This is a genomic window from Bradyrhizobium sp. OK095 (genome assembly GCF_900109945.1).
GTDB lineage: Bacteria > Pseudomonadota > Alphaproteobacteria > Rhizobiales > Xanthobacteraceae > Bradyrhizobium.
In genome coordinates this window covers 13,288-26,501 of the sequence record NZ_FOBX01000007.1, presented here as the reverse complement: position 1 = coordinate 26,501, position 13,214 = coordinate 13,288, and the positions used below count along the sequence as shown (strand labels likewise).

General features: G+C 64.6%; 11 protein-coding genes. All 11 read left to right on the top strand.

All coding sequences use genetic code 11. The features are described from left to right. The first annotated feature begins 76 nt into the window (after positions 1-76). The 11 genes from BMW89_RS19020 to BMW89_RS18970 all read left to right on the top strand — a co-directional run bounded on the left by BMW89_RS19020 (position 77) and on the right by BMW89_RS18970 (position 13,164). Entirely contained in the window at positions 77-2,110 is a 2,034-nt protein-coding gene (locus BMW89_RS19020; protein WP_092028545.1) for an NAD(+) synthase, read from the top strand. 454 nt (positions 2,111-2,564) lie between these two features. Further along, positions 2,565-3,380 (top strand): sugar phosphate isomerase/epimerase family protein, encoded by an 816-nt coding sequence (locus tag BMW89_RS19015; RefSeq protein ID WP_092028903.1) that lies wholly within the window; start codon positions 2,565-2,567, stop codon positions 3,378-3,380. A 30-nt stretch (positions 3,381-3,410) separates the two neighbouring features. Then, positions 3,411-5,048 (top strand): ABC transporter substrate-binding protein, encoded by a 1,638-nt coding sequence (locus tag BMW89_RS19010; protein ID WP_092028544.1) that lies wholly within the window; start codon positions 3,411-3,413, stop codon positions 5,046-5,048. A gap of 3 nt (positions 5,049-5,051) precedes the next feature. Then, positions 5,052-6,035: an ABC transporter ATP-binding protein gene (locus tag BMW89_RS19005; RefSeq protein WP_092028543.1), complete on the top strand. Its 984-nt coding sequence runs from the start codon at positions 5,052-5,054 to the stop codon at positions 6,033-6,035. Next, positions 6,032-7,024: an ABC transporter ATP-binding protein gene (locus BMW89_RS19000; RefSeq protein ID WP_092028542.1), complete on the top strand. Its 993-nt coding sequence runs from the start codon at positions 6,032-6,034 to the stop codon at positions 7,022-7,024. The genes BMW89_RS19005 and BMW89_RS19000 overlap by 4 nt, the downstream gene beginning before the upstream one ends. Then, the gene (locus BMW89_RS18995; protein WP_177196165.1) at positions 7,024-7,953 is read left to right on the top strand and encodes an ABC transporter permease; all 930 of its coding nucleotides are present in this window, start codon (positions 7,024-7,026) and stop codon (positions 7,951-7,953) included. The genes BMW89_RS19000 and BMW89_RS18995 overlap by 1 nt, the downstream gene beginning before the upstream one ends. Then, positions 7,950-8,810, top strand: coding sequence for an ABC transporter permease (locus tag BMW89_RS18990; RefSeq protein WP_092028540.1), 861 nt, complete (start codon positions 7,950-7,952; stop codon positions 8,808-8,810). Before BMW89_RS18995 ends, BMW89_RS18990 begins: the two co-directional genes overlap by 4 nt. Before the next feature lie 291 nt (positions 8,811-9,101). Then, a complete protein-coding gene (ilvD, locus tag BMW89_RS18985) occupies positions 9,102-10,952 on the top strand; it encodes a dihydroxy-acid dehydratase (RefSeq protein ID WP_092028539.1) in 1,851 nt (616 codons plus the stop codon). A 221-nt stretch (positions 10,953-11,173) separates the two neighbouring features. After that, on the top strand, positions 11,174-11,500 hold the full coding sequence (locus tag BMW89_RS18980) for a hypothetical protein (protein ID WP_092028538.1): 327 nt from the start codon (positions 11,174-11,176) through the stop codon (positions 11,498-11,500). Positions 11,501-12,217: 717 nt separating this feature from the next. After that, a complete protein-coding gene (locus BMW89_RS18975; RefSeq protein ID WP_092028537.1) occupies positions 12,218-12,688 on the top strand; it encodes a hypothetical protein in 471 nt (156 codons plus the stop codon). Then, on the top strand, positions 12,685-13,164 hold the full coding sequence (locus BMW89_RS18970) for a hypothetical protein (protein ID WP_092028536.1): 480 nt from the start codon (positions 12,685-12,687) through the stop codon (positions 13,162-13,164). The genes BMW89_RS18975 and BMW89_RS18970 overlap by 4 nt, the downstream gene beginning before the upstream one ends. Positions 13,165-13,214: the final 50 nt, after the last annotated feature.

The following is a 13,214-nucleotide window of genomic DNA, read 5'->3' as shown; positions in this document are numbered from 1 at the left end:
CATGGACTACATAATGGGTTACATATGGTCCGGAGCTGACGGCTACGGCCGGCCGGGAAGAGGTTAAGGGTACGCGATGACTTTCCACTCGATCTATGCCCACGGATTTGCGCGCGTGGCGGCCTGCGTCACCACCTCTCATGTGGCCGATCCCACGGCCAATGCGAAGGCGGTGCTGACGGCGGCCAATGCCTGCCACGAGCAGTCGGTGGCGGTCGCCGTGTTTCCCGAGCTGTGCCTGTCCGGTTACGCGATCGAGGATCTGGTGAAGCAGGATCCGCTGCTTGATGCGGTCGAGCGCGGGCTCGCCGCGATCGTCGAGGCCTCTGCGACACTGATGACCGTCCTGATCGTCGGTGCGCCGCTGCGCTTCGGCCATCGCATCTACAATTGCGCGGTCGTCATCCATCGCGGCAACGTGCTTGGCGTGGTGCCCAAGAGCTATTTGCCGACCTACCGCGAATTCTACGAGGGGCGGCATTTTGCCTCCGGCACCGGCATCGCCGGCGAGACGATCGCCTTTGGCGGCCTGCATGCCCCGTTCGGCACGGACCTCCTGTTTGCGGCCGAGGATGTCCCGGGCCTGACCATCGGCGTTGAGATCTGCGAGGACATGTGGATTCCGGTGACGCCGGCCTCGGAGCTCGCGCTTGCCGGCGCCAGCGTGCTGATCAATCTCTCGGGCAGCCCGATCACGATCGGCCGGGCACGCTCGCGCGCGCTGCTGTGCCAATCGACCTCGGCGCGCTGCCTTGCTGCCTATGTCTATTCCGCGGCAGGCGCTGGGGAATCCACCACCGATCTCGCTTGGGACGGCCAGACCTCGATCTACGAGAATGGCGGGCTGCTGGCCGAGGGCGAGCGGTTCCGCCAGGGCGGCCAGATCACCACTGCCGACGTCGACCTCGACCTGCTCAGGCAGGAGCGTGCGCTGATGGGCACGTTCGACGACAACCGCCGGCAGCGTGAAGGCTTTTATCGCAGGATCAGCTTTGCCCTGAAGCCGCCGGCCGCCGATATCGGCTTCCTGCGCAAGATCGAGCGCTTCCCGTTCGTGCCGAGCGACGAGAGCCTGCTCGAGCAAGACTGCTACGAGGCCTACAATATCCAGGTCGCCGGCCTCGTGCAGCGCATGCGCGCGACCGGCACCAAACGCGTCGTGATCGGCGTCTCGGGCGGGCTCGATTCCACCCATGCGTTGATCGTTGCCGCCAAGGCCGTCGACCTGCTCGGCCTGCCGCGCGAAAACATTCTGGCCTACACCATGCCGGGCTTTGCCACCGGCAGCGAGAGCAAGACCAATGCGCTGGCGCTGATGAAGTCGTTGCAGACCAAGTGGCAGGAACTCGACATCCGCACCACGGCGACGCAGATGCTGAAGGACATCGGCCATCCCTTCGGCAAGGGCGAGCAGGTCTACGACGTCACCTTCGAGAACGTGCAGGCGGGCCTGCGCACGGACTATCTGTTCCGGCTCGCCAACCATCACGGCGGCATCGTCATCGGAACCGGCGATCTCTCCGAACTCGCGCTCGGCTGGTGCACCTATGGCGTCGGCGACCAGATGGCGCATTACAACGTCAATGCCGGCGTGCCGAAGACGCTGATCCAGCACCTGATCCGCTGGGTGATCGCCTCGAAGCAAGTCAGCGACGACGTCAACAAGACGCTGACCTCGATCCTGTCGGCTGAAATTTCGCCCGAGCTGGTTCCGGTCAAGCCCGGCGAGAAGCCGCAGAGCACGGAGGCCTCCGTCGGTCCCTACGAGCTCCAGGACTTCAACCTGTTCTACACGCTGCGCTTCGGCATGCGCCCGTCCAAGATCGCCTTCATGGCGCAGCACGCCTGGAAGGATGTCGCCAAGGGCGAGTGGCCGCCGGCATTCCCAAGCGACAAGCGCAGGGCCTATGATCTTCCCGAGATCCGCCGCTGGCTGGAGGTGTTTTTGCGCCGCTTCTTCGCCTTCAGCCAGTTCAAGCGCTCGGCGATGCCGAACGGCCCGAAGGTTTCGTCCGGCGGCTCATTGTCGCCCCGCGGCGACTGGCGCGCGCCGTCGGATTCGAGCGCGGCGGCCTGGCTCGAGGATCTCGAGCGGAACGTGCCGAAGTGATCGGGCAGGGGGTCTAAACGAGATCGCGCCGCGCGGCTCATGAGGCCGGCGGCGCGAAATCACGTTCAATCTAGAAAGCACGAGGTCCGGAGTGCCTAGGAGTCCGGACCTCGTAACCTTGCCCCAGCCTTTAGACCCCCCGCCCCAGGTGGTCCCCCAACCCCGTGGTGCGCGATCAGAAGGTGATGCCCTTGGAAGGCCGCCGATCGATGTCCGCGATGTACGCGACATATGGTTAGGATTCCATTCCGGATCACTACGGACTCAAAATCGCTTGATCCTGCGCGCTGACGCATGCGCCTGCACGCGCTGCATTCGCTGCTGCCTGAAATCGATGCAAGTGATCCCCGGGATGTCCACATCTCGTCCGGCTTACGGAACCTGCATTTCACGGGCCTGTCACTGAACTGGTCTAGCGCTGCCCTTGTCATCGTTGACGGTCAAGGAGCAAGCCATGTCGAAGCCGGTGTTGGGCGCCGCACTATCCATCAGATCGATCCCCGCCCATCGTGACTGGCTCCTCGACAAGCAGCGCGATCTCGAAATCCAGGACTTCTTCCGCGCCGACCTGCTCGACAGCGACTGGCGCAGCACCGCGAGCGAGATCAAGCAGATGCTCTCGGGCCACACTGGCCGGCTCGGCATCCACGGCCCGTTCTGGGGTTTCAAGATCGACAGCCATGATCCCTTGATCCGCCAGGCGGTGACCAAGCGCCTGCTTCAGGGCCTGGACGCAGCCGAATTCCTCGGCGCGACGCAGATGGTGATCCATTCGCCGTTCACGACCTGGGATCACAACAATCTCGATCTCTATCCTGACAATCGCGGCAATATCGTCGAACGCGTCAAGGCGACGCTCGCCGAGGTGATCGCGCGCGCCGAAACCATCGGCTGCGAGATCGTCATCGAGAACATCGAGGACAAGGACCCGCGCGACCGCGTGCGGCTCGCCAAGGCGCTTGAAAGCAGCAAGGTCCGCGTCTCCCTCGACACCGGTCATGCCAACTACGCGCACATCTCCACCGGCGCGCCGCCGGTCGATTATTACGTCGAGACCGCCGGCGACATGCTGACGCATGTCCACCTCCAGGACACCGACGGCTTTGCCGACCGGCACTGGGCGCCGGGCGAGGGCAACATCCCCTGGGTCGCCGTGTTCCGCGCGCTGGGCCGGCTGACGTCGAACCCGCGGCTGATCCTCGAACTCCGCAACCACGACAACGTCCGCGCCGGCGCAGCCCATCTCGCCGCGCTTGGTCTCGCTGAATAACCGGCATCACAAAGGTCAGGGCCTATCGCCATGAGCAAACTCACCCGTCGTACCATCCTGAAGTCCGGCGGCGCTGTCGCGGGCACGCTTCTGCTGCCGCGCTTTGCCATTGGGCAGGCCGACAACCGTCCGTCGGTGACGATCGCCGTGCAGAAGGTCACCAATTCGAACGTGCTCGACGTGCTGCGCGAGCAGTCCAATGTCGGCGAGCGCGTGTTCTTCTCATCGATCTGGGAAGGCCTGATCTCGAAAAACTGGCGCGGCAGCCTCGAAGCCGTGCCGGGCCTTGCCACCGAATGGCGCCGCATCGACGACCAGACCGTCGAGGTGAAGCTGCGCCAGGGCGTCAAGTTCCACAATGGCGACGAGCTGACCGCCGAAGACGTCGTCTTCACCTTCAGCCGCGAACGCATGTTCGGCGAGACCGAGGCCAAGAGCCGTTCCACCATCCAGGCTTTTGAGAAGATCCCGATGCCGAAGCCCGGCAAGGAATTGCCGCCTGATGTGCCCGCCGTTGCCCGCCGGATCTGGCCGGACCTCGTCCGCGTCGACGCCGTCGATAAATACACGGTGCGCTTCTACAACGCGACGCCCGACGTCACCATCGAGGGCCGGCTGTCGCGCTACGGCTCCGACATCGCAAACCGCCGCGCATGGGCCGAATCCGCAAGCTATCTCGATTGGGCGCGCAAGCCTGTTACGACGGGCCCCTACAAGGTCGTCGAGCTCAAGCCCGACGTGTCGCTGACGCTGGAAGCCCATGACGAATATTGGGGCGGCCGTCCGCCGCTCAAGCGCATCCGCTTCCTCGAAGTGCCCGAGGTCGCGAGCCGCATCAACGGGCTGCTGTCGGGCGAGTATCAGTTCGCCTGCGACATCCCGCCGGACCAGATCGCCGGCATCGAGAAGAATTCCGCGTTCGAAGTGCAGGGCGGCACCATCCTCAATCACCGCCTGACCGTGTTCGACAAGAACCACGCCCAGCTCGCCAATCCGCTGGTGCGGCGCGCCTTCACCCATTCCATCGACCGCCAGGCGATCGTCGACAGCCTGTGGGCCGGTCGTACCCGGGTGCCGAAGGGCCTGCAGTGGGAATTCTACGGCGACATGTTCAACGCCGACTGGAGCGTACCGGCCTATGATCCGAAACTCGCGCAGGATCTGTTGAAGCAGGCGAATTACAAAGGCGATCCGATCCCGTATCGCCTGCTCAACAATTACTACACCAACCAGGTCGCGACCGCGCAGGTGCTGGTCGAGATGTGGAAGTCGGTCGGCCTCAACGTCCAGATCGAGACCAAGGAAAACTGGTCGCAGATCATGGAACGCGCGCCGACCCGCGCGGTGCGCGACTGGTCGAATTCCGCCGCCTTCAACGACCCCGTGTCGTCGCTGGTCGCCCAGCACGGCCCGAACGGCCAGCAGCAGCAGATCGGCGAATGGACCAATGCCGAGCTGAACACGCTCTCGGAGTTTTTAGAGACCTCGATCGACCGCGCGGCGCGCAAGAAGGCGTTCGCCCGCATGCTTGAAATCGCTGAGCGCGAGGATCCCGCCTACACGGTGCTGCACCAGAACGCGACGTTTACGGCGAAGCCGAAATCGATCAAGTGGAAGGCGTCGCCGGCGTTCGCGATGGATTTCCGCGCCGGCAATTTCGAGGTCTAGGCCGTGACGCCGCTGGTCAGCATCGAGGGCCTCAGCGTCGCCTTCAACGGCGTGCCGGTCCTGCGTGGCGTCGATCTCAGCTTGCAGAAGGGCGAGGCCCTCGGCCTCGTCGGCGAGTCCGGCTCGGGCAAGTCGGTGACATGGCTCGCCGCGCTGGGCCTGTTGCCGCGGCACGCGAAGGTTTCGGGCTCCGTCCGGCTCGATGGCCGTGAGATCCTCGGCGCGCGAGCATCCGAGCTCGACCATGTCAGGGGCGGGCGGGTCGCGATGATCTTCCAGGATCCGGCGAGCGCGCTCAACCCGGTGCTGACCATCCGCAGGCAGCTCTGCGAGACGCTGGCGCTGCATCGCGATCTCTCGGGCGAGGCGGTGAAGGCGGAAGCGCGACGGCTGCTCGATCTCGTCGGCATTCCCGATGCGACGCGCAGGCTCTCTGCCTATCCGCACGAATTCTCCGGCGGCCAGGTCCAGCGCATCATGATTGCGATGGCGCTGGCCGGAAACCCCGATCTCTTGATCGCGGACGAGCCCACGACGGCGCTCGACGCCACCATCCAGGCGCAAATTCTGGAGCTGCTCTCCACGATCCGCCGCGAGACGAGCATGGCGATGGTCCTGATCAGCCACGACCTCGGCGTCGTCGCCGAAAACTGCGACCGCGTCTCGGTGATGTATGCCGGCCGCATCGTCGAGCAGGCGCCGGCCAATCAGCTCTTCGCCGATCCCGTGCATCCCTATGCCCAGGGCCTGATCGGCGCGCTGCCGCCGCTCGATGGACCGCGCCGCCGTCTCACCGCGATTCCCGGCACCGTGCCGGATCCCGCGCACATGCCCAGCGGCTGCGCCTTCGCGCCGCGCTGTGCACTCGCGGCCGAACCCTGTGACCTTGCGACGCCGACCCTGGCGCCGATCGCGGACGATCGCGCCGTCGCCTGCATCCGCGCCGAAGCCTCGCGCCGCGCGCTGCTCGGAATCGCCGCCGAATGAGCGCGCCGCTCGTCGAGGTGTCCACGATCGCGCGCAGCTACGCCATGCGCTCCGGGATGTTCGGGCGAGCTACGGCCGTCCACGCGGTCGATGGCGTGTCGCTGACGATCCGCAAGGGCGAAACGCTCGGCCTCGTCGGCGAGTCCGGCTCGGGCAAGTCGACCACCGGTCGCATCGTGCTTGGTCTGGAGCCGCCCGATCACGGCGATGTCAGGTTCGACGGCAAGCCGATGGCTGCGCCGGGAACGCGAGCGTGGCGCGCGCAGCGGGCGCGCATGCAGATGATTTTTCAGGACCCGCTGGGCGCGTTGGACCGGCGGTTGCCGGTTGCTACGCAAATCCGCGAGCCGCTGGACATTCACGGTCTCGGCACGCCCGCCGAGCGCGAGGATCGCGTTCGCGAATTGCTGCGCGCCGTCGAGCTGACGCCGGCACATGGCGCGCGCTATCCGGGCGCGCTCTCGGGCGGACAGCGCCAGCGCATCGTGCTGGCGCGAGCGCTGGCGACGAAGCCGGATTTCCTGGTCTGCGACGAGCCGGTCAGCGCGCTCGACGTCTCGATCCAGGCGCAGGTGGTGAACCTGCTTTGCGATCTGCAAGCCCAACTTGGGCTTACACTCCTGTTCATCAGCCACGATTTGCGCGTGGTGAGGCAGATCAGCAATTCGGTCGCCGTCATGTATCTCGGCCGCATCGTCGAGATCGGCCGTGCCGACGATCTTTTTGCGCAGCCCCAACATCCGTACACGCAGGCGCTGGTCTCGGCCTCGCCCGCACCCGGCCGCCGCAGCGCCGGCCGCATCGTGCTCGCTGGCGATCCGCCCAACCCGGCTGCCCGGCCGCAAGGCTGCGCCTTCCATCCGCGCTGCCCGCGCGCGATCGCGCGCTGTGCGAGCGAGGTGCCGGCGCTCTCAGCTGTCGGCGGCGACCGGCAGGTCGCCTGCCATCTCGTGACGGGGCCGCAAGCTCAAACGCGGGACGCGGCGTGATGGGGCGCTATTTCGCCATTCGGATCGGCCGCGCGGCGCTGACGATCGTGCTCGTCGTCACCTTCGCCTTCGTCGTGCTGCGTCTCTCTGGCGATCCCGCGCTGATGATCCTGGGACCGGAAGCGCCGCCGGAAGTGCTCGCCGCCTTCCGCAAGGCCTGGGGCCTCGATGATCCCATCTGGTTCCAGTATCTCGATTACTTCGGCGCCATCGCTAAAGGTGAGCTCGGCCGCTCCATGCGCGACGGGCGGCCCGCAATCGAGCTGGTGCTGGAGCGGATTCCGGCAACGCTGGCGCTGACGCTGCCGGCTTTCTTCTTCAAGATCGTGCTCGGCATTCCGGCCGGCATCTACGCCGCGCTGCATCGGGGATCGGGAATCGACCGGGCCGTGATGATGACGGCGGTTGCCGGCTTCACCGTGCCGAGCTTTGTCCTTGCGCTGCTGCTGGTTCTCGTCTTCGCCGTGCAACTCGGCTGGCTGCCCTCGGGCGGGCAGGACAGCTGGCGCCACGCCATTCTGCCGATCGTAACGCTCAGCCTCGGCGGTGCAGCGGTACTTGCGCGCTTCACCCGCAGTGCCATGCTGGAGGTGCTGGGACAGCCCTATATCCGCACGGCATCCGCAAAAGGCGTGCCGTGGCGCAAGGTGGTGACGTCGCATGCGCTGCCGAACGCGGCGATCCCGACGGTCACCATCCTGGGCTTCATGGTGGGCACGCTGATCGCAGGTGCTGTCGTTGTCGAGAGCGTGTTTTCGTGGCCGGGGGTAGGGCGCCTGCTCGTCGTCGCCGTCGCCAATCGCGACCTCGCCGTCGTGCAATGCATCCTGCTGCTGGTCGCGATGACCATGGTCACGTCCAATCTGGTCGTCGATTTCCTCTACGGCTTCCTCGATCCGCGCCTGCGCGCCAAAGGAGCGCACGCATGACCGACGCGACGCTGAAGGACACATCCATTCGCCGTCGCATCAGCATGCCCGCGATCCCGGTCTCGGTCGCGCTCGCAATCGGCTGGATTGTCGCGATGCTTGTCATCGCCGCCTTCGTCGAAAAGATCGCCCCTTACAGCTTCACCCAGCTCGACCTGCGCAACCGGCTCTCACCGCCCGGCAATGTCGCGCACTGGCTCGGCACCGACGAACTCGGCCGCGACGTGCTGTCGCGGCTGCTCGTCTCGATCCGCATCTCGCTGTTGATCGCCTTCGGTGCGACCGCGATCTCGGCGATCGTCGGCACCACGCTCGGTTTCCTCGCCGCGCATTTCCGAGGGGCCGTCGAGCAACTCGTGCTGATGCTGACCGACTTCCAGGCCAGCATGCCGTTCCTGATCATGGCGCTCGCAGTGCTCGCCTTCTTCGGCAGTTCGCTGCCGCTGCTGGTCGGCCTGATGGGCCTGTTCGGCTGGGAGCGCTATGCCCGCATCGCCCGCGGCCTTGCGATTTCCGCCAACGCGCAAGGCTACGCAGCCGCGGTCCGCCAGCTTGGCGCGACGCCGGCCCGGATTTACCTCAGGCACATCCTGCCCAACATCGCCTCGACCCTGATCGTCTCGACCACGCTGGTCTTCCCCGAGGTGATCCTGATGGAATCGGGCCTGTCTTTTCTCGGCCTCGGCGTGCAGCCGCCGATGACCAGCCTCGGCAACATGGTCGGCTATGGCCGCGAGTATTTGACCCGGGCGCCCTGGATCATGCTGGCGCCGGCCACGACCATCGTGATCACCACGCTGGCAGTGTCCGTGATCGGCGACTGGCTGCGCGACCGGCTCGATCCGACCCTTCAGTAGTCTCCTGTCCCGGACGCGGCGCAGCGTGTAACGCTGCACCGCAGAGCCGGGACCCATACCTCCACGGCTCCTGGGCCCCGGGCGCAGCGCACCGTTTCACGCTGCGCTGCGCCCGGGGCACCGCCACAGCCCGCGCCGGGAGCAGGGGAGGCCTGCGATAGGCCGATCCGGCCCCATCCGGCCCAAGTTCCCGTTGCGCCAACCCACCCCGTGCGCTATCCGGCCACAAAGGCCTGAGGCGGCTTCGATATTTTCCCGCCCGGCCGACCAAACCCGAGGACGGAAACCGCCATGCCAGCCTATCGCTCCCGCACCACCACCCACGGCCGCAACATGGCGGGCGCCCGCGGCCTCTGGCGCGCGACGGGCATGAAGGACGGCGATTTCGGCAAGCCGATCATCGCGGTCGTCAACTCCTTCACCCAGTTCGTGCCCGGCCACGTCCATCTGAAGGACCTCGGCCAGCTGGTGGCGCGCGAGATCGAGCAGGCCGGCGGCGTCGCCAAGGAGTTCAACACCATCGCGGTCGATGACGGCATCGCCATGGGCCATGACGGCATGCTCTACAGCCTGCCGTCGCGCGAGCTGATCGCCGACAGCGTCGAGTACATGGTCAACGCCCATTGCGCCGACGGCATGGTCTGCATCTCCAACTGCGACAAGATCACGCCCGGCATGCTGATGGCCGCGCTGCGGCTCAACATCCCCGCCGTGTTCGTCTCGGGCGGGCCGATGGAAGCCGGCAAGGTTACGCTGCAGGGCAAGACCAAGGCAGTCGATCTGATCGACGCCATGGTCGCTGCCGCCGACTCCAAGGTCAGCGACGAGGACGTCAAGGTGATCGAGCGCTCGGCGTGCCCGACCTGCGGCTCCTGCTCGGGCATGTTCACGGCCAATTCGATGAACTGTCTGACCGAAGCGCTGGGCCTGGCGCTGCCCGGCAACGGCACGGTGGTCGCAACCCATGCCGACCGCAAGCGCCTGTTCGTCGAGGCCGGCCACACCATCGTCGATATCGTGCGGCGCTACTATGAGCAGGACGATGCCTCGGTGCTGCCGCGCAATGTCGCCAACTTCAAGGCGTTCGAGAACGCGATGACGCTCGACATCGCCATGGGCGGCTCGACCAACACCGTGCTGCATCTGCTGGCGGCGGCCCATGAAGGCGAGGTGAAGTTCACCATGCAGGACATCGACCGGCTGTCGCGCCGCGTCCCCGTGCTCTGCAAGGTCGCGCCATCAGTTGCCGACGTGCATGTCGAGGACGTGCATCGCGCCGGCGGCATTATGGGCATTTTGGGCGAGCTAGACCGTGCCGGCCTGATCGACACCTCGGTCTCGACCGTGCATGCGCCGACCATGAACGACGCGCTGGAGCGCTGGGACATCAAGCGCTCCAAGAGCGAGTCGGTGCGCACCTTCTTCCGCGCCTCGCCCGGCGGCATCCCGACCCAGGTCGCCTTCAGCCAGGAGCGCCGTTACGACGAGCTCGATGCCGACCGCGAGAAGGGCGTCGTGCGTAACCTCGCGCACGCCTTCAGCAAGGACGGCGGTCTCGCAGTGCTCTACGGCAACCTCGCGCAGGACGGCTGCATCGTGAAGACCGCCGGCGTCGATGCCTCGATCCTGAAATTCTCCGGCCCCGCGCGCGTGTTCGAAAGCCAGGACGCGTCCGTCGAAGCCATCTTGGGCGGCAAGGTCGTCGCCGGCGAGATCGTCGTCATCATCTATGAAGGCCCGCGCGGCGGCCCCGGCATGCAGGAGATGCTGTATCCGACCAGCTATTTGAAATCGATGGGCCTCGGCAAAGCCTGCGCGCTCGTCACCGATGGACGCTTCTCGGGCGGCTCGTCCGGCCTGTCGATCGGCCATCTGTCGCCGGAAGCGGCCGAAGGCGGCAACATCGGTCTCGTCCGCACCGGCGACCGCATCGCCATCGACATTCCGAACCGCAGCATCAGCCTGGAGGTCTCCGACGAGGAGCTCGCCAAGCGCCGTGCCGCGGAAGAGGCCAAGGGCGATGCAGCCTGGCAGCCCGCTGCGCGCAAGCGCAACGTCTCGACCGCGCTGCAAGCTTACGCCGCACTCACCACCAGCGCCGCGCGCGGCGCGGTGCGCGAGGTGAAGCGACGCGGGAAGTAAGCGCTGCTGCGTTCGCACCACGCGCGCATGGTCAACAAGTTCTGAACGGCCGGCGAAAGCCGGCCGTTCGCATTAAGGATGCCTCAACGAACTTCAGCGGCTCACGGTTTTGCGGCGTATGCTGCCAGCGACCTTCGCAAATCCATTTCGGGCAACTGGGGCACCACATAATGTCTCGTACTCTTGCTGTTGTTTTCTCCACCGCCGTCGCTGCGATTTCGATGACGGGCGCGGCGTCCGCCGGCTGCTACAATTGCTACGCGCCGCCGCCGTGCCAGACCTGCTACCAGCAGCAATATGTGCAGCCGCAATACCGCACCGTCGATGAGACCGTGATGGTCTCGCCCGGCGCGACCGTCGCGCACCGCTCGCCCGCGCAGTACCGCACCGTGATGGTGCCGCAGACCGTGATGGTGGCGCCACCGAGCGTGCAATACGAGCGCATCCCGCCGCAATACGCGACGCGCCAGCGCACCGAGATGGTTTCGCCGGGATATTCCTATTACGCCCCGGTGCAGACGGGCTGCGCGTCCTGCGGCGGCTACTGAGGCGACCGAAGCTACGAACGGGCTCGAGCGGCGCTCCTCACGGGGCGCCGTTTTTCTTTTGCGGAACAGCAAAACGAGGCCCGGAAACGGAGGCGAATCCAAACCGGGCCTCGCAACCAGCAACGGCCTGGGAGCTGTCGCCGGTATCCGGGATTGCCGAGGGGATAGGCTAAGGGAACAGGCTGACGCCCGCCTGACAGCTCGAGTGTCTGGGGCAGGACGCCAACTTCGCGCTGTCGACTACGTTAGGCGACAACCATTCCTAGTTTGGAAGGCTGGCCGAGCAGTTTAAGGCACCGGTCTTGAAATTTGCCCGCGCTCTTCCGCTTTATCCAATTTAGTTTCTATGTGTCTGAATTAGATCGAATTTTTCGGCGGGCTTGTCCTGTTAGATCCAGGCCATTACGTTCTAGTTCCAGTTGATTCGGGTCTAACCTTGGGTCCAAGGAACTCATGGATTTGATGGAGGTAGGGCATGTCAAAGGACGACGACACTAGTCTTTCGAGGCACCACATGACGGCGGCTCATCTTCGAGACGAGTTTAGTCAATTATCCGGTCAGTCTAGCGCTCAAGAGCAGTTGGCGCAAAAGCACCTGACATCAGCTCATCTGAGCGAGGCCCTCCAACAAGGGAGTCAAAGCCCGCACGTCCCCGCTCAACAGCAGCAGCCGGTAACTCCTCCGGCAAGCTCGGGCTCAGGGCAGTCGGGCAAGGAATGATCGAATTGCCATCATCGGACGCGATTCAATATTGGTCCGGTGTCGCGACGATCTTCGGTCTGCCAATTGCTATTTTGGCTTTCTTCTATGCCGCGCGGCAGTTATCGCTGGCACAAAAGGCCGGATCCGGTGCCTCTCTGATCGCGCTCAGCGAGGCATTTCGACAGAACTGGTCAGCATTTGTCGCTGCCACAAGTGACGCGCAGAAGCGGCACGCATTTGCCGATCTTGCCAATGCCCTTGAGATCGCGTGCGCAGTGTTCCGCGACGGGGTGTTCTTTGGGCACTCAAAGAACTTGCTCAAACACTATTTAGTTCACCAATTTCGTGTGATTCAGGACAGCGAACTCGCCGGCCAAAGGTTGGTGTCGCTCCTCCAGACGAAAGAGACATTCAACGAAATACGTTGGTTTGTAGAAACGCACCGCGCATTGATAAATTCGACTGCGCTGGGAGAAAAAGTATGAAGATACTGAAATCCGCGGCGCCCGTATTACTGAGCACTCTCAACGTGGGAGACCTCTTCTACGTCATCAAAGGATCGGCACTTGTGCTCGCACTGCGCCTCGAGGAGTACGACAATGAGCACCCGTATCTGACGTATCTCGAAGGCAGCAGCGCCTTTGAGCTTGAGTCGGCAGAGCATTTGTTGGATTCTTTTGTGATACCGGCGGATCTCGAGTGCCGTCTCGTTGGCTCTCCCAAAGTGGCAGGGTCGATCCAGGATGTGCCCCCTGGTTCCGTCAGTTTTGGGAATGGCACTGCTGGGATCGTGGTTCGCACGCGCAAGTGGAAAATGCTCTTCGATCTGGAAACAGGGAAGGGCGTCGCAGCGACAACACCTTCCTTCGCTTTTTATGAAGCCTGGAAGCTGGTCCGAGTCACGGAAAAGCCGAAAGATCAAGTCGTTGAAGCTGTCTTCGAAAAGGGCTCGCCGGGGTAACATGGAGTTCGGAATTACGGTGCACTTAATTGCTACGCCCCAACAGTGAC